This window comes from Clostridioides sp. LIBA-6822, from assembly GCF_056688955.1.
Genome location: NZ_CP196995.1, coordinates 2,227,850 through 2,244,523, shown reverse-complemented (window position 1 = coordinate 2,244,523; position 16,674 = coordinate 2,227,850). Strand labels below are relative to the sequence as shown.

17 protein-coding genes and 1 pseudogene are annotated in these 16,674 nt (G+C 25.9%); 12 read left to right on the top strand and 6 right to left on the bottom strand.

Annotation, left to right across the window (positions count from 1 at the left end; translation table 11 throughout):
- Positions 1-66: 66 nt before the first annotated feature.
- A complete protein-coding gene (locus tag ACTG48_RS10835) occupies positions 67-1,494 on the bottom strand; it encodes an MFS transporter (RefSeq protein ID WP_479916853.1) in 1,428 nt (475 codons plus the stop codon).
- A gap of 141 nt (positions 1,495-1,635) precedes the next feature.
- Here ACTG48_RS10835 and ACTG48_RS10830 point away from each other — a divergent pair, with 141 nt between their 5' ends.
- The 3 genes from ACTG48_RS10830 (at position 1,636) to ACTG48_RS10820 (ending at position 3,663) form a co-directional block, all read left to right on the top strand.
- Entirely contained in the window at positions 1,636-2,532 is an 897-nt protein-coding gene (locus ACTG48_RS10830) for an AraC family transcriptional regulator (RefSeq protein WP_479916852.1), read from the top strand.
- Positions 2,533-2,663: 131 nt separating this feature from the next.
- On the top strand, positions 2,664-3,134 hold the full coding sequence (locus tag ACTG48_RS10825; RefSeq protein WP_021384864.1) for a methylated-DNA--[protein]-cysteine S-methyltransferase: 471 nt from the start codon (positions 2,664-2,666) through the stop codon (positions 3,132-3,134).
- Between the two features lie 388 nt (positions 3,135-3,522).
- On the top strand, positions 3,523-3,663 hold the full coding sequence (locus tag ACTG48_RS10820; protein ID WP_021384801.1) for a hypothetical protein: 141 nt from the start codon (positions 3,523-3,525) through the stop codon (positions 3,661-3,663).
- Here ACTG48_RS10820 and ACTG48_RS10815 read toward each other — a convergent pair.
- The gene (locus ACTG48_RS10815; RefSeq protein WP_021384829.1) at positions 3,660-4,031 is read right to left on the bottom strand and encodes a helix-turn-helix domain-containing protein; all 372 of its coding nucleotides are present in this window, start codon (positions 4,029-4,031) and stop codon (positions 3,660-3,662) included. The genes ACTG48_RS10820 and ACTG48_RS10815 overlap by 4 nt on opposite strands.
- 394 nt (positions 4,032-4,425) lie before the next feature.
- Between ACTG48_RS10815 and ACTG48_RS10810 the strand changes: the two genes are divergently transcribed.
- Positions 4,426-4,680 carry a hypothetical protein gene (locus ACTG48_RS10810; RefSeq protein ID WP_479916851.1) on the top strand — a complete coding sequence of 85 codons (255 nt, stop codon included), beginning with the start codon at positions 4,426-4,428 and terminating at the stop codon, positions 4,678-4,680.
- A 115-nt stretch (positions 4,681-4,795) separates the two neighbouring features.
- On the opposite strand, the gene ACTG48_RS10805 is transcribed toward ACTG48_RS10810, so the two are convergent.
- The gene (locus tag ACTG48_RS10805) at positions 4,796-5,473 is read right to left on the bottom strand and encodes a VanZ family protein (RefSeq protein ID WP_069955975.1); all 678 of its coding nucleotides are present in this window, start codon (positions 5,471-5,473) and stop codon (positions 4,796-4,798) included.
- A gap of 282 nt (positions 5,474-5,755) precedes the next feature.
- Here ACTG48_RS10805 and ACTG48_RS10800 point away from each other — a divergent pair, with 282 nt between their 5' ends.
- From ACTG48_RS10800 to ACTG48_RS10785, 4 genes are all read left to right on the top strand, one after another.
- Positions 5,756-6,055, top strand: a complete 300-nt coding sequence (locus tag ACTG48_RS10800; RefSeq protein WP_021384806.1) for a hypothetical protein — start codon at positions 5,756-5,758, stop codon at positions 6,053-6,055.
- A 351-nt stretch (positions 6,056-6,406) separates the two neighbouring features.
- Entirely contained in the window at positions 6,407-8,062 is a 1,656-nt protein-coding gene (ilvD, locus tag ACTG48_RS10795; RefSeq protein WP_479916850.1) for a dihydroxy-acid dehydratase, read from the top strand.
- Positions 8,063-8,395: 333 nt separating this feature from the next.
- Positions 8,396-9,334: a S8 family peptidase gene (locus tag ACTG48_RS10790; RefSeq protein ID WP_479916849.1), complete on the top strand. Its 939-nt coding sequence runs from the start codon at positions 8,396-8,398 to the stop codon at positions 9,332-9,334.
- 535 nt (positions 9,335-9,869) lie between these two features.
- Positions 9,870-10,298: a flavodoxin gene (locus tag ACTG48_RS10785; RefSeq protein ID WP_021384808.1), complete on the top strand. Its 429-nt coding sequence runs from the start codon at positions 9,870-9,872 to the stop codon at positions 10,296-10,298.
- A 186-nt stretch (positions 10,299-10,484) separates the two neighbouring features.
- Here the strand turns inward: ACTG48_RS10785 and ACTG48_RS10780 are convergent, their stop codons facing one another.
- Positions 10,485-10,718 (bottom strand): hypothetical protein, encoded by a 234-nt coding sequence (locus tag ACTG48_RS10780; RefSeq protein ID WP_479918787.1) that lies wholly within the window; start codon positions 10,716-10,718, stop codon positions 10,485-10,487.
- 734 nt (positions 10,719-11,452) lie between these two features.
- Here ACTG48_RS10780 and ACTG48_RS10775 point away from each other — a divergent pair.
- From ACTG48_RS10775 to ACTG48_RS10760, 4 genes and pseudogenes are all read left to right on the top strand, one after another.
- Positions 11,453-11,506, top strand: a pseudogene (locus tag ACTG48_RS10775) (MerR family transcriptional regulator); the annotation flags it as partial.
- On the top strand, positions 11,507-11,680 hold the full coding sequence (locus tag ACTG48_RS10770) for a MerR family DNA-binding protein (protein WP_021384814.1): 174 nt from the start codon (positions 11,507-11,509) through the stop codon (positions 11,678-11,680).
- Positions 11,681-12,049: 369 nt separating this feature from the next.
- Positions 12,050-12,412 carry a metal-dependent transcriptional regulator gene (locus tag ACTG48_RS10765; protein ID WP_021384817.1) on the top strand — a complete coding sequence of 121 codons (363 nt, stop codon included), beginning with the start codon at positions 12,050-12,052 and terminating at the stop codon, positions 12,410-12,412.
- Between the two features lie 11 nt (positions 12,413-12,423).
- Positions 12,424-14,079, top strand: coding sequence for a PocR ligand-binding domain-containing protein (locus ACTG48_RS10760; RefSeq protein ID WP_479916848.1), 1,656 nt, complete (start codon positions 12,424-12,426; stop codon positions 14,077-14,079).
- 199 nt (positions 14,080-14,278) lie between these two features.
- Here the strand turns inward: ACTG48_RS10760 and ACTG48_RS10755 are convergent, their stop codons facing one another.
- Positions 14,279-15,409 carry a tyrosine-type recombinase/integrase gene (locus ACTG48_RS10755; protein WP_479916847.1) on the bottom strand — a complete coding sequence of 377 codons (1,131 nt, stop codon included), beginning with the start codon at positions 15,407-15,409 and terminating at the stop codon, positions 14,279-14,281.
- Between the two features lie 99 nt (positions 15,410-15,508).
- Positions 15,509-16,636 (bottom strand): type I restriction endonuclease, encoded by a 1,128-nt coding sequence (locus tag ACTG48_RS10750; protein ID WP_479916846.1) that lies wholly within the window; start codon positions 16,634-16,636, stop codon positions 15,509-15,511.
- Positions 16,637-16,674 lie beyond the last annotated feature (38 nt).

Here is a 16,674-nt window from a genome sequence, read left to right as displayed (position 1 = left end):
TAATAAGTTTTCTATAATATATTCAAAGTTTTAAGATACTCATAACTTTAAGATAATTGTAAAAAATTATTGTTCATTCTTATCATGTTTAAATAAATAAAAGCCAATTAATATTGCACCTATTAAACAAAGAAGTGTAATAATAATATAAACATTTCTCATTCCAAATACAAATATTTTATCATTACCAACTACATAATCATTAACCCTATACCCAGCTTTAATACTCATAAAATTATATAAAAGTGTTGTAGAAATAGTAATACCTATAACTTGACCTAAATTTCTTACAAGAGAATTTATACTTCCAACAACTCCTAACTTACTTTTAGAACAATTTGACATTATTAAAGCATTATTGGCTGGTTGAAATAGAGCTTGTCCTATTGATATTATTGATACAGAAATTACGAATAAAATAAGGATAGAACTCTCTTTCAATCTTGACATTAAGAAAAATCCAAAACTCATAACAATAAGACCAATTAAAATAATTTTTTCTGACTTGATTTTATCTGATATATTCCCAAATACAGGTGAAAAAATGGCTAAAAGCAAAGGTGATAATATCATAAATAAACCTGCATGAATTGGGGAAAGTTTCATAGTATTTTGTAAATAAAATGGAATTAAAATACTAGATGATGCAATACAAATAAATGATGTAAGAGCACAAATTAAATTCAGTGAAAATTTAAAATTTCTAAAAATTTCAAGGTCAAGAAGTGGTTGAGGATGTTTTTTTTCTAATATCAAAAATAATATAATAAAAATAATTGATAGCAATAGTGTAATTAATATATATGGATTTAACAGCCCTATTTGTTGGGCATAAATTAAAGCACTAAAAAATAATGTTGTTCCTAAAAATTGAAGTATAGCACCAATCTTATCCATCTTTTCTGAAGTTCTTTTACTATTTGGAAGAAATTTTGCATTTAGAAAAATTACAATAATACCTATTGGAATATTTATAAAGAATATAAAATTCCAATTAAATATTGATAAAATAAGTCCTCCTATAGATGGTCCAACCATATTACCAACAGCTACCGCAGTAACTAAAATTCCTAGAGCCTTACCTCTACTTTCTTTTGGAAATAATTCTGTGATAATTCCATGATTGTTTGCCATATAAGCAGAAGCACCTACTCCTTGGATAAAGCGACAAATTATAAGTAAAGTTAAAGAATTACTTAATCCACATAATAATGAAGCTACCGTAAAAAGAATAGTTCCTAACTGAAATATTCTAGATTTACCAATAATATCTCCAAGTCTTCCAAAAAATAATAGTGTTGAACAAATAATAATTGAGTAACTTGCTATTACCCATTCAATAGATGATATAGACACATTTAATTTACTTGCTAGAACTGGAAGCGCAACATTTATAATACTAGAATCTAATGTCGCCATAAAAGTCATTGCAATGACTACAAATAATACTGTTATACTTTTTTTATTTTCATTTTTTTTAAAAGATTTTGTCATTTTTATTACCTCCTTATTATAATGACTGGTATTATTTTGATGTTTACAATAATAATTACATTTTATATAATAACGATATGAAATAATGAATACAACAACGATATTGCTTATAATTAGCACTATTTTGATAAGAGGTAAATAATGAATGATAAAAGCGCATATTTCGATAGAAAAGGTCAAGAAAGCTTCATAGATATATTTTTTAAAGACGACATAAAAAATGGAGAAAATTTTAAAAGACATTGGCATGAGCATCTACAAATATATTATTTTGTTGATGGTATAGCATACCTGGAATGTGGAGCTAGTAATTTTAAAGCAGTGTCTGGAGATGTTGCAATAGCAAATAGTAATGAATTACATTATTTAGAAAGCCTATCAGACAATCTAAAATTCTATACTATTCGTATTGAACCTACCTTTCTTTTTAGTAATCAAGTTGATTTGTTGCAAACTAAGTACTTAGCACCAATGACTCTAAATCATATTGTATTTAATAATTTAATTCAAAAGGATTCTTTTATTTTACAATGTATTAAATCTATACTTGATGAATATCACAATAAAGATACTGGATATGAGTTATCTATAAAAGCTAGTATTTATCAATTTATAGTATTCTTATTAAGAAATCATGTTGATAAAATCTTTTCAGAAGAAGAATTTATAGAAAGAAAATATTCTTTAAAAAAATTTGAATGTATATTTGATTTGATAGAAGAAAAATATATGGATAAAATTACATTAAAAGAACTTGCTAGTACTGTGAATTTGAGTGCACACCATTTTTGTAGAACATTTAAACAAATAACAGGTAAGACTACAACTGATTATATAAATGGAGTAAGACTTGATAAAGCTATATATTATTTAAAACAAACAGATTTAAATATGACAGAAATTGCTATGAGATGTGGTTTTGATAGTATAAATTATTTTAGTCGTTTATTTAAAAAGAATTATGATGTATCTCCAACTAAATATAGAAACGAACATGGTGATATTTGTAGTATTCTTTTAAAAGATAACAATAAATAGCTCATAAATATACTTTACAGAAAATGTAGGTTTTGAATTTTTTTATAAATATTGATAATACCTAAGATACAAAAGAGTAAATTACTAATAAAATAAAAAATGTAAATTAATATGAAAGGATATCATACCTAATGAAAAATATTTTTTATTATGAAACTAAAATTGGAAAAATAGGAATAGCAGAAAAAAATAATTTCATTACAAACTTGTTTTTTGACACATCTATTTTAAATTCTGAAGAATATTTAGTTAAAGAAAGCAAAATTATAAAAGAAGCAAATAAACAACTAAAAGAATACTTAGAGGGAGATAGAAAAGAGTTTGATTTGCCACTAAAGTTGTCAGGAAGTGAATTTAGGAAAAAAGTATGGAATGAACTTTGTAACATTCCATATGGAGAAACAAAGACTTATGTAGAACTAGCAAACATAATTAATAATCCAAAAGCATACAGGGCGGTAGGTCTGGCAAATAGCAAAAATCCTATTTCTATTTTTATACCTTGCCATAGACTTGTAGGCTCCAATGGTAGTTTGAGAGGCTATTTAGGAGGAATAGAGGTAAAAGAATATTTATTGAAACTTGAAAAAGAAAATAAATAATATATTGCAAAAAATAAAGGTTTAAAAATAATGATTATTATATGAAAAATAAAATTCATATAAAAGAATTACAAAAAAATCAAATGAATATAAAAGATTTATATATTTATAAAAAATTTTATAATAAAAATTACCTTGAAAAATATATAAAAATATAAAAAATATACAAGATTCTACAATAATAGATTTTTTTGTTATTATTACGAGTTTTTTATTGCATCTGTAGAATAAAAGTATTATTATATAGTTAAGATAATTATCTAGGTAAATTTTGGATAATAGCAACATATTTTATAAAATAAAAATATAATTACATAAACTTTATTAAAAATTTGTTAGAAATTTCTGACTAATATTAAGAACGCAAATTTGCTGGGGGATGGTGTATGTGGAAAAATCAAATACTACTGTTACAAGAAAAGAAAAAATTGAAGATATAGGAATGAAATTAGAACATTTATTGAGTGAAAATATTACTTTTTATGAATTATTACTTGAGGTTTTGAATAAAGAAAAAGAAGAGAATTAATTCTCTTCTTTAAGGAATCTTTTTAGGTAAGCATTATCAATCATTTTTTCTATAGCTTCTCTATCTTCTTTTTCAAGGGAATATATTTTTTCTAAGAGTTTTTTTGTTTTTTCACTGACTGATAGATTTTCTATGATTAATTTATCTTCTTTACTTATTTTTGTACTTTCATTTACACCCAGTAGATAATCAGTGGATGTTTTCAATACTTTTGCTAATCTTACTATAATTTCACTTTTAGGTTCTCGTAAATTGTTTTCATAACGTGATAAACTAGCTTCAGTTATACCAACTTTAGTAGCAAGTTCTTTTTGATTTATATCCAATTCTTTTCGTAAATTTGCTATTCTATCTCCTAAACTTTCCATATGTACATCACTCCTTACCGAAATTATAAGTTATTTTTATAAAAAGTAAAATAAAATTACCAAAAATATAAAAAAAAAAGATTAAAATAAGAAAATATATTGAAAATTACCGTTTGTATATGTATAATATGAGTTATACAAATGGTAATTGGTAAAGAGGTGATATTCTTAAAATGAAAAATTTAAATAATTAATAAAGATATATTATTTTAGATACATTTAATTTAAATATAAATAAATATTTTAACAATAAAATTACCAAATGTATAAGACAATACTATAGTATCGACAATTTGATGTTTTAATAAATTTAAATTTTTAAATAAGCTAGAAATCAATTATGTGAAATTGATTCTTATAAATTAAAATAAGTTGAGTAGATGGAGGAATTAATGTGATAATAATTAGAAGTCAGGATAAAACTGATCTAATGCAGGCTAATCAAATTAAAATAAATGATAGTGAGGTTTATGTAGTATTTGAAAGCTTTAATACTATAAAAATAGGAACCTATGAAAGTAATGCAAGAGCTATACAAGTATTAGATAATATACAAAATTTTATTGAGAATGGAACAAAATATGATTACATAACATCTAACAAAGTTAGACATAATATTAATAAAATATTTCAGATGCCAATTAAGTAATGAGTGTATGTTTTATGTTTAAGAACTAAAGCCTTCTTTCCTTTTATAAAAGCAGGAAAGAAGGCTTTATATATTTATGAATATTGAAGTATTTTTGTTTTTAAGTTTAGATTATTTAATGGTATATTAGAGACCAATTAAATAACAAGAATTCTCCTAAAACAGCCAATATTAAATATATGATAGCTTCATTTTTATAAAGAGAGGTAGTTTTTTTATTTATATCATCATCGATTGTAATAGCAATTTCATCTTGAATGATATTTTTACATATAGGTGCTAAAACAGTATTTTTCTTCAATAGATTAAATAACTTACTTACATATATCCATATGAAATATCCTAAAACAGCCCCTAATGTATTCATCATTAAATCGTCAATATCTGTAGCTCTAAGATTAAATAATTGACAAAATTCAATTGCTACTGAGAAACCTAATCCAGTTATTGATACATTAATAATATTTCTAAATTCTTTCCAAATTAAAGGAAGTAAGAATCCTAAAGGCATAAACATAATTATATTTAAAATATATGTTAAAGCGCCAACTGAACTAAATGGTATTATATTTATTTCATTAAATCTAATAATTTCTTTATATTTTCCTATATCCCATATGCTTCCAATACCAGCTTTACTAAGTGCCAAGTAAATATATAATAAAAAAATATATACCCATACTAAATGTATTACTACATTCTTTTCACATTTCAAGTTTTTTCTTTTTATAACAATTATTTGATATATTAAACACGGAAGTATAGCGCAAAGAAATGAATAAAGTGTCCACATAATTGTATTTTATCTCCTTTCAAAATTTATGTTTTTAGCTATATAATTACTATCTTTATATTAAGCTTTAAATTTTAAAAATCTTTTAATAAAATCTTAAAAATTTATTAATTTATAAAAACATATTAATTTATAAAAACATGGTTATTAATCTTAACAAAATATAGAAAATCAAAGCTCCTAAATTTATATGCAGATGTTTAAAAAATTTTAGCATATGCATAAATATTATAAATATATGGAAATAATAATAGTATATTTTGGTAAAATAGGAGGGATTCTATGAAATGGATTAAATGGTATAGTATTACATGTATATGTATTTTTATAATTGTAGCTTTTTGTATGCTAGTATTTCCTAATAGAACAAAGTCGATTGATACTTCATATGCATATAGTTTTATTGAAAAGAAAGTTCCAAAGAGTGCTGTATATCAAGGATATAAGAAGAACCCAATTAATGGGACGACTACAATTTATTACAGTTACAATAATTCAACTCATATAGTTAAATTGTCACATCCAGAAGGTTATTCAAGAGAGATTAACTGGAATAAAGTCTCAAATATTAGGTTTGATTAATACAAGGGAATTATTGAGGATAAAAACACAGTATTTATGGCAAATGTATAGAAAACGACCTTAGAATTATTGCTAAAAGCTACAAAATAATAGTTTATTTTCGCAGTTATTACTTAATTAATGCTGTAAGTAAAACGAATCCAGAATTGTTTTATGAATATTAGGCTTTGTTTGTTAGTTTGCGTTATCATAAAAATACCTATCTCTGCTTGTGTAATATATTTATAGTAAATCGTAATAATTTTGCATTAGTATATACTAATATTTTTTAGATTTTTCGTAATTAATTAATAGAAAAATGTATTATAATAATATTATGAAAATTTAAAAAAGTAAGAAAGAGGTAATATTATGAGAAGTGATATAAAAAAAGGAATAGAAGGAGCTCCAAAGAGATCATTAATGTATGGAATGGGTCTTACTAAAGAAGAAATTGAAAGACCTTTAATAGGTATAGTAAATGCACAGAATGAAGTAATTCCTGGACACCTCCATCTCGATGAAATAGCGGAAGCAGCAAAAAATGGTGTTAGAATGAGTGGTGGTTTACCATTAGAATTTCCTGCTATAGGAGTATGTGATGGTATAGCTATGGGACATGTTGGGATGAATTATTCACTTGCTTCAAGAGAATTAATAGCAGATTCAATAGAAGCTATGGCTATGGCACATGGTTTTGATGCTTTAGTACTTATACCTAACTGTGATAAGATAGTACCAGGCATGTTGATGGCTGCTGCAAGACTTAATATACCAAGTGTTGTTGTGAGTGGGGGACCTATGCTTGCAGGTAAAAAAAATGGAAAAGTATATGATTTTAATTCTGCAATGGAAGGTGTTGGGGCTTGTAAAGATGGAACAATGAGTCAAGGAGAATTAGAAGAATTAGCTATGAATTCTTGTCCTGGATGTGGTTCATGTTCTGGGCTTTTTACGGCAAATAGTATGAACTGTTTAACAGAAGCATTAGGTATGGGTATTCCATATAATGGGACTGCTGCATCACATTCTGGAGAAAGAAAAAGAATAGCAAAATATGCAGGTATGTATGTTATGGAACTGCTTAAGAATGACATAAAACCTAGAGATATTTTAACAGTGGATGCATTTAAAAATGCGATAACTGTAGATATGGCAATGGCTGGTTCTACAAATACAGTACTTCATTTACCTGCAATAGCTTATGAAGCAGAAATAGAGCTTAACTTGGATTTTTTTGATGAAATAAGTGAAAAAACTCCTTGTTTAACAAAATTAAGTCCAAGTGGGAAGCATCATATTGAAGATTTACATATGGCAGGGGGAATTCCTGCTATAATGAATGAACTTTCAAAGATAGAAGGAATAAACTTAGACTGTAAAACTGTAACAGGCAAGACTATAGGAGAAAATATAAGAGATTGTAAAATAGAAAATGAGGAAGTAATACATACATTAAAAAATCCATATAGTGACCAAGGTGGACTTGCAATATTGAGAGGAAATCTTGCTATAAATGGGGCTGTTGTAAAAAAATCAGCAGTTGCAGAAGAAATGTTAGTTCATGAAGGGCCAGCAAGAGTTTTTAATTCAGAAGAAGAAGCTGTGAGTGCTATATTTAATAAAAAAATAAATAAAGGTGATGTTATAGTTATAAGATATGAAGGGCCAAAAGGAGGTCCAGGAATGAAAGAAATGTTATCTCCTACATCAGCAGTTGCGGGAATGGGACTTGATAAACATGTTGCACTTCTTACTGATGGGCGTTTTTCGGGAGCAACTAGAGGAGCATCTATAGGTCACATTTCTCCAGAAGCTATGGAAGGTGGTTTAATTGGAATAGTTGAAGAAGGTGATATAATTTCTATCAATATACCAGAAAAAAAATTAGAGTTAAAAGTAAATGAAATTGAGATAGAAAATAGAAAATTAAAATTTAGACCTTTAGAGCCAAAAATAAAACATGGATACTTAAGTAGATATGCTAAACTGGTAACATCAGCAAACACAGGAGCAGTATTGAAATAGTAGATTATGTTTAAGAGAGTTAAGGAAAGCTAAGTTAATATTAAATATAAAAAGGATATCTTAAATGCTCCAATGCTAATGAGGTGTCCTTTTTATATTAACTTATATACAGATATTGAATTTCTTACATATTAGAATATAAGTATAATTTTATTTTTAATATAATTCTCTAGATATTATTTATTTTATATACAATAAAATATGACTCCTAAAAATAAAAAATACATCATAAATATAAATAAGTGGATATAAGTTATTAAGCTGATTTATAAACTTACTATGAAAGCAAAATTATAATTTTTATAAGTAATAAAATTTTTAGGAGGATATGCAATGAATAAAAAAATGAAACTAATTCCCTATGAAATAAATGAGAATCTAAGAGGAGCAAAGAATAAGTTTCCATATGGAATAAAACAAATGAATGCGAGAGGAATGTGGGATGAAGGATATACTGGTAAAAATATTGTAATTGGTATAATAGATACAGGTTGTGATATTTCTCATCCTCTTTTAAAAGGTAAAATAATTGGTGGTGCAAACTTTAGTGATGATAGTAATGGAAATAAAAATATATATGAGGATTTTAATGGGCATGGAACTCACGTAGCAGGAATTATAGCTGCATCTAATTATAATAATGAGGTTATGGGAGTAGCTCCAGATTGTAAATTATTAATAGCAAAAGCATTAAATAAAGATGGTGTTGGGACATATCAAAGTATAATTAATGCCGTTAATTTTGCTGTAAATAAGAAAGTTGATATTATATCCATGTCTCTTGGAGGAAATAAAGATGACAAAAATTTAAAAAATGCAGTTTTACAAGCAGTAAAGAATAATATTTCTGTAGTGTGTGCAGCAGGAAATAATGGAGATGGAGATTCTAGTACAAGTGAGTATAGTTATCCAGCTAGCTATCCTGAGGTAATAGAAGTAGGTGCAATAAATGAAAGCTATTTAGTTGAAAAGTTTAGTAACTCAAATACTACAATAGATTTGGTGGCTCCAGGGAGAAATATTATATCAACCTATATGGATAATAAACTTGCTATTATGAGTGGAACTAGCATGAGTGCGCCATATGTATCAGGGTCACTAGCATTAATCAAAGAATGGGCTAGAGAAGAATTTGAGAGAGATTTAGATGAAGCAGAGTTGTATGCACAATTAATAAAATGTACAAGAGCACTTGGAATACCTAGAACAGAACAAGGAAATGGGTACCTATATTTAAATCTTTATAAATACAAGAATACTGGGAAAAGATAATCTGTAATTTGATAATAAAAGATAGATATTGTACACAGTCAATACAAAATAGTAAAAAATATTTAAGTGTAGAATTTTATAGAGATAGATGACAATATTAAATAATAAAGCTATAGATACATTAGTTAATTAGGATTAGAAAAAATATACAGTATTATAGATAGCACATCTGAGAAAAGGTGTGTTCTTCTATATATCTGTATAGATAAAAATTTGTATATAAGAAGTATAAGGTAAATTAAGGTTAATATATGTATATGAAGATGTAAGATGCTTTGTAATATGGACAAGGATACTATTAGTGAAAAATATTCTTATGAAAGATTTAAAAATACAATGAAATATTATATATAAACAAAGAAGTATAGAATTTAATTGATAAATATTATCAATAATTATTGAATTTCAAAATCAATTATGATATTATATATTTAGAAAAACAAAGAGATTTCAAATAAAGAAATCTTTTATTTTTTAAATCCTAGTTAGCAGTAGCTAACTATTGGTTGATTAAAAAATATTACAGGAGGTAAGAATGAGTAAAATATATATTGTTTATTGGAGTGGAACAGGAAATACTGAGAAGATGGCAAATTTTGTAGCTGAAGGTGTGAAGCTAAAAGGTAAAACAGCAGAAGTTTTAGATGTAAGCTTATTAAAACCAAGTGATTTAAAAGAAGAAAATAAATTTGCATTAGGTTGCCCATCTATGGGAGCAGAACAACTAGAAGAGGGGTATATGGAACCATTTGTAGCAGAATTAGAATCTATGGTATCAGGTAAACAGATTGGATTATTTGGTTCATATGGTTGGGGAAATTGCGAATGGATGAGAGAATGGGAAGAACGTATGCAAAATGCTGGTGCTACAATTATAGGTGGTGAAGGAATTACAGCAATGGAAGACCCAAATGAAGAAGCCAAAGATGAGTGTATAGAATTAGGTAAAATGTTAGCTGAATAAGTTGTGAGTATATATAACAACTAATAATAACAACATTATATAATACTAAGAGAGACTAATATTACAATACATAAGAAAATATACTTAATAAAAATAGATAAAATATTAGTCTCTTTTAGTATAAATCAAATTTATAAATTAATATCGTTTTTTATATGATACAATCTCATCATAGAAAAACAATAATCATTTGATAATATAAGTGATAAAGGTTGTATCTTGTGCAAAACAAAGCATATCTGCTCCAATATTAACCCATGTTTCAATACTTTTCTTTTCTGTTGAAGGAAGGGTAACGAAGGGCATATCATATTTTTTACATATCTCAGCAGCTTGAGAAATCATATCTCTTATTTCAACTTTATTCATATGTCCATAAAATACCATATCTAAAGATAAATCACTAGGACTTAATGCTATAATATCAACACCTTTGACTTGTACTATTTCTTCAATGTTATTATAACCTGCTTTCTACTCAAGCAACATTATTTTTAATATTTCGTTATTTGCGTTTTTGACATAGTCTAAGTAGTTCATATTACCATAATAAGAAGCTCTTTGGGGTCTCATACCATTTGGAGGATAAGTACAAGCTGATACTGCTTTTTTGCATACAGTGCTGTATTAATAAATTGGAAACCTATAATATCTGTTCCCATATCCATTATAGGTTTAACAAGAGCAGGGTCGCTGTTTGCTAATCAAACTAAAGCAGCACCACCATCATGTACAGCTATCATATATTGATGAATATCTTTACGGTCTAAAGCACCATGTCCACCTTTAATCCAGAATCCTATCCAGACAGACCAACTAATTCACTTACAGATGAATCAGACAGTGAAACTGCCACTCCACACAATATTTTTCCTTTATTAAATTTTTTTTTAATCGTAATTATGTATTTTTGCATTTATATCATCCTTTCTTTTAGCAATTTGTTTTTACACTTCAAAGAATACAACTTCAACCTAGCTTGAAGTCAATACTTTTTTGTTGACTATTGTATAATGGATTTCTATAATGTTCTTATTCATATAAGATTTTTGGAGTGAACGAATATGAAATATTCCATAACTGATGTATCAAAAATAACAAATATTTCTTCATCTGCTATTTGATTTTATGAAGAAAAAGATTTACTACTTCCTATTAATAGAAAGCCAAGTAGTGTTCGTTATTTCTCTGAAGAAGACATAGAGCATTTGATATTCATAAAAGAATTAAAAAATGCTGGCTTATCTATTAAAGATATTCATGAATGTTTTCATTTTTGTGATATGGGAGATGATACAATAGACAAAAGAACCCAATTGTTTCAGCAACACAAGCAAGATATTAAAAATAAAATACATGAACTAGAAGATTTGTATGGATAAAATAGATTATAAGATATGTTATTTAAATGAAAAAAAGATGTGTAAAAAATTGTTTTTGTGAAATAATTAAATAAATTTTTAATTTCTATAATATAAAGAATAGCATCAATTTGAACTATTTAAGTACGTTGTTCTAAGACGTATTTTACAAAAGATTAGATAATATTTTATATAGCTATTTCTCTATGTAATAAAAAAGAAAATTATGATAATATATATTAATGTAAGTGGTAAATATATTTCCATTTATAAATATGAGTATTTTTAAATGCTATAAATATAAATACTATGAATACTATGAATTTTTAAATATATAGTTAGATTTTTAAAAATATTATAATAGAGTTGTTACATTTGGAGGATGTTAGAATGTATGAATCAAGAGAAAATTATTTGGAGACAATACTTATTTTAGAAAAGACAAAGGGAATTGTAAAATCTATTGATATAGCTAAAAAGCTAAATTATAGTAAGGCAAGTGTAAGTAGAGCTATGAGAATCTTAAAAGAATATGGTCTTATTATAATGGAAGTTGATGGTGACATTATTTTAACTAAAGAAGGAAGAAAAAAAGCAGAAGAAATTTATGAAAAACATATTTTAATCACTAGATTTTTGGTAAATACATTGGAGGTTTCATCTGATATAGCTGAAAAAGATGCATGTAGAATAGAGCATATTATAAGCACAGAGACATTTGAAGGAATAAAAAAATATTTAGACAAAAACTAAGAGGTGAGCTTATGGAGTATTTTAGTGAGTCGAATAATGAAGTGCAAAAGTTTGATTGGGGAGAGGTTACATGGATACATGAGCCATCAAAAACACAATTTAATAGGCTTAGTGCTGGAATTGTAAAGTTTTTTCCAAAAAACTGCCAAGAAAAGCACTTTCATTTAAGTGAAGAACAGCTTTTATATGTAATTCAGGGAGAAGGAATACAAGTTATTGATGGTAAAAAGGTCAATATAAAGGAAAAATCAATAGTTTATTGCCCACCATATTCAGAACATGAAATTATAAATACTGGTAAAATTGATTTAGTAATATTAATCACTTATGTCCCTCATAAATTTTCAAGTTTGAGACAGCTACCTATAGTATTTTCTGAAAATACTATACAAGAGTTAATTAATATAAATATAATTGAAAATCTTGCAAATCAAATATCTAATATATTGAAGCTTAGAATATCTGTATATGATTCAAAACACAAAGCAATATTTGAGACTAAAAAAGAAACTAGATTTTGTGATATTTGTAAAAGTATAAAAGTGTGCAATAGAAAACTTGCAAAGAGTATGAATGATAATGATTTTGAAAAAATGTATCAATGTGAGTATGGTGTTTCTAGTTTGGAGATACCTATAGTATTAGAAGAAGATGTAGTTGGATATATAGAATGTGGGGATTTCATAATATACAAATCTATTGATATAGATAAGAATTTATCTAAACTGTCACGTAGTTCAAATATTGACATAAAATACATAAGTAAAATTTACAATGAACTTTCATTAATTCCAAAGAGTAGACTATATGTGTTAAAAGAAAATTTATTAATGATGTCTGAATTTATTCAGGAAATAGCTAAGAGAAATTTCTTTGAAAATCAACTTAGCATAAAAGATGAGGAGATATTGAAGAATAGAAAGGAAAATATAAAGCTTGAAGAAGCACTTAAAAAAGCAAATAGTAAATTATTAGAAGAAAAGTACATTATCAATCCAATAGATATGTTCAATAATACTCTAAGAGAATATCCTTTTGAATTAGAACTTTCTATAGAGAAAGCAATCAAAGACATGAATTTAGACGGTGTTTATAATCTAATAGATACTAATAAATTAATGTATAATGATGTTAGAGATATTATTCAAGAAATGATATTTGTATTATCTAGAACTGTACTTAGGGACTTAGAAGATTTGAAGCTTATATCTTCTCTAAGAAATAAGTACAATAAAAAAATATCACTTACAAATAGTGATGAAGATTTATGGAATATATTATTACAATTTTCTAAAGAGTGTATTGATAAGAATAGAGAGTTTTGGAGACAAGACAAGAGGAATTTGATTGAAAGTGTGAATGAATATATACAAAAATATTATAAAGAAAATATAAATTTAAATAGTATAGCAGAGGTATTTTTTATAAGTCCAAATTATTTGAGTTCTATTTTTAATGAAAAAAATAAAGTTTCAATAACTGAGTACATAAATCTTCTTAGGATAGACGAATCTAAAAAGTATCTATCAAATATAAATATGAGTATTAGCGATATTTGTAAGAAAGTAGGTTTTAATAATAGTAGTTATTTTTCACAAATATTTAAGAAGTTTAATAATATAACTCCAAATGAATATAGAAAAAATATGTTAGACAATAAAGAATAGACAATATTATGTAAGATATATGTTTTATTGGTTAGATTTATAATTAATATCTTGTATGAATGATATATATTATAAATTCTAAAGTATTGAAATTGCAAAGGTATAGCTGATTATATAAAATTGATTATATTAGATTTTAAAATAGGTAAATTAGATTTTGCCACCCGTTTGCCACCGTATTATAGTTTTGGGTGGCAAACTAGTTTGTAATTCTTTCAAATATATCTACAGTTTCATTTTTCATTTTTTCAGTTACATGTGAATAGGTATCCATTGTAGTTGATAACTGACTATGACCTAAGCGATTTTGTATATCTTTAATATTAGCTCCATTTTCCAATAATAGGGTAGCATGTGTATGTCTTAAACAATGAAAATGGAAGTCGTTGTTTAAAGCTTTTCGAATTTGTTTTACTATAGTGTCTAAAGTGTGGGTATTTACTTGTTGACCATTTTCTTTAGTACATACCCAGTTGCTATCAAAGTAAAATTCACCATATTTTAATTTCATTTTCTTTTGATGTAGTTTATGTTCTTTTAGTATCCTTATTAAAGTATCTCCTGTAAAGATAGTTCTACAAGAACTTTCTGTTTTTGGTTGGCTTAATTCAAATATTCCATTCTTCTTTTTAATCAGTGTATGTTTTACTGTAATAGTTTTGTTATCAAGATTTATATCATCCCATGTTAATGCAATAATTTCTCCTCTTCTCATGCCAGTATAAAATCCAATTAGTAGGACTATACGCTGAAATGAATCTTGAGGAAATATATTCAGTATTTGATTAAATTCATCTAATGTAATAGTTTTAACTTTGCTAGATTCTGTTTTAGTCTTAGCTTTTGGTATACTTACATATTGCATAGGATTTTCTCGTATATGTTTGTAAGGATAGACTGCTGATTTTAATGACCTATGTAATATGTTTTTTAATACTTGTAATGTATTTTGAGAATAATTCTCTTTGTATTTTTTATTTATGAAGCTTTGTAGTATCGCGGGTGTTAAAGCTTTTACTTTGTAAACTCCTAGTTTTGGTTTTATGTGTTTTTCTATGTTTATTCGGTAACTTTCTTGAGTGTTGTATTTACAGTTAAGTAAGACATATTCTTTGTACCAAAAGTCTAAATAGTCTGATACACTTATGTTGCTTTCTTCAAATACTATACCAGAGTTTTCATATTCATTTAGTGCTTCTCTTAGTGCTTTTTCTGCTTCCTTTTTTGTATTGCCACCAACTCTTTCTACTTTTTTTCTTTTACCTTCTACTATCCCTAGGTCAAAGTAGTAATACCATTTGTTACTTCTTTTTCTTAATCCACCTTTCATAATAGTAACCCCCTTTTCAGAATGTATGTTTGTTTTTTATTTATATAAAAGAGCAGAATTACTGCTCTTAAATAACTAGTTTAATTATAAAGATAATATTTATTTTATGTATTTTTCTGCAATAAAGATTAATTCATTTTTTAGCTCATTTATGTCTATTACAGCGTCCATTTTATATTCTAAATAATCTTGACTTCCATTAGGCAAGCGAATCATCTTATGGGCTCCTAGCTCTATTTTACATATCCAATGCTCAAGATTATTTTTATACATTATATTAACTTCATTATTTACTTTTTTATAAGTGATTTCATTTTTATCAATTTTTTTAGATAAAATATCTTGAACTATATTAATAGCCTTCAATTCATCATCAGTAATTACTATATTACATTTATCAATTTTTTCTACAGTAGGAGCTTGCTTTTCTTCTTTTTGTTTTATAAGTTCAGTATCAGTTTTACTTTTTTCTTTCTTTTTGCTATCTTTTACTTTCTTTTTATCATATTCTTCATTATCATTTTCCAATAATGTTTTTAATTTCTCATTCATAAAATCGTTGACAAATTGGGACATAGACCTTTTGACTATAGGTCTGAATTTTTCTACTACATTTTGTGTTTTAACACCATTGTAGAAATCATTTATTATAAACCTAACAAATTCATCTGATGGGTTTTCTAATTGTGAGTTTAACTGGGATTTTATTAGATTTGTATATTTTAATTCTGATGCTATATTAAAAATAGTATCTATATTAAAGGTACTTTTAGTAAATTTTTTCAAATGTGATATTTTGTTATCATCCATATTTAATAGATTTAATACTAAAAATGGCTTATCATCCATCTTATTTTTTTCTTCTAAGTCAGTGAAAAATTTATAAATTATTCCATTTGTAAGTATTGCAAATTTTGCTTCTGTTGCTGTAAAATATCTGAATAGTTGAGCATCATGTTTTTTGAGTTTATCTGTTGCACATTTTGCTTCTATTAAAATTAAAGGTTTACCATTTTCAAGTATAGCATAATCTACTTTTTCTCCTTTTTTTACACCTACATCTGCGATAAATTCTGGCATAAATTCTAAAGGATTAAAAATATCATATTCTAATATTTGAAACAAAGGCATTATTAATGCTGTTTTTGTTGCTTCTTCTGTAATTAAACTATCTTTTAGTGTTTCGATTCTTTTGCTGAATTGTTTTATTTTGTCTGAAAAATCCATATAAAATCCCCCTATCTTATTTGTTATAAAAAATTTGA

Bases quoted from the DNA above. Each gene is read 5' to 3' on its own strand.
- ACTG48_RS10835 (WP_479916853.1), bottom strand. From the start codon at position 1,494: ATGACAAAATCTTTTAAAAAAAATGAAAATAAAAAAAGTATAACAGTA.
- ACTG48_RS10830 (WP_479916852.1), top strand. From the start codon at position 1,636: ATGAATGATAAAAGCGCATATTTCGATAGAAAAGGTCAAGAAAGCTTC.
- ACTG48_RS10825 (WP_021384864.1), top strand. From the start codon at position 2,664: ATGAAAAATATTTTTTATTATGAAACTAAAATTGGAAAAATAGGAATA.
- ACTG48_RS10815 (WP_021384829.1), bottom strand. From the start codon at position 4,031: ATGGAAAGTTTAGGAGATAGAATAGCAAATTTACGAAAAGAATTGGAT.
- ACTG48_RS10805 (WP_069955975.1), bottom strand. From the start codon at position 5,473: ATGTGGACACTTTATTCATTTCTTTGCGCTATACTTCCGTGTTTAATA.
- ACTG48_RS10800 (WP_021384806.1), top strand. From the start codon at position 5,756: ATGAAATGGATTAAATGGTATAGTATTACATGTATATGTATTTTTATA.
- ilvD (WP_479916850.1), top strand. From the start codon at position 6,407: ATGAGAAGTGATATAAAAAAAGGAATAGAAGGAGCTCCAAAGAGATCA.
- ACTG48_RS10790 (WP_479916849.1), top strand. From the start codon at position 8,396: ATGAATAAAAAAATGAAACTAATTCCCTATGAAATAAATGAGAATCTA.
- ACTG48_RS10785 (WP_021384808.1), top strand. From the start codon at position 9,870: ATGAGTAAAATATATATTGTTTATTGGAGTGGAACAGGAAATACTGAG.
- ACTG48_RS10765 (WP_021384817.1), top strand. From the start codon at position 12,050: ATGTATGAATCAAGAGAAAATTATTTGGAGACAATACTTATTTTAGAA.
- ACTG48_RS10760 (WP_479916848.1), top strand. From the start codon at position 12,424: ATGGAGTATTTTAGTGAGTCGAATAATGAAGTGCAAAAGTTTGATTGG.
- ACTG48_RS10755 (WP_479916847.1), bottom strand. From the start codon at position 15,409: ATGAAAGGTGGATTAAGAAAAAGAAGTAACAAATGGTATTACTACTTT.
- ACTG48_RS10750 (WP_479916846.1), bottom strand. From the start codon at position 16,636: ATGGATTTTTCAGACAAAATAAAACAATTCAGCAAAAGAATCGAAACA.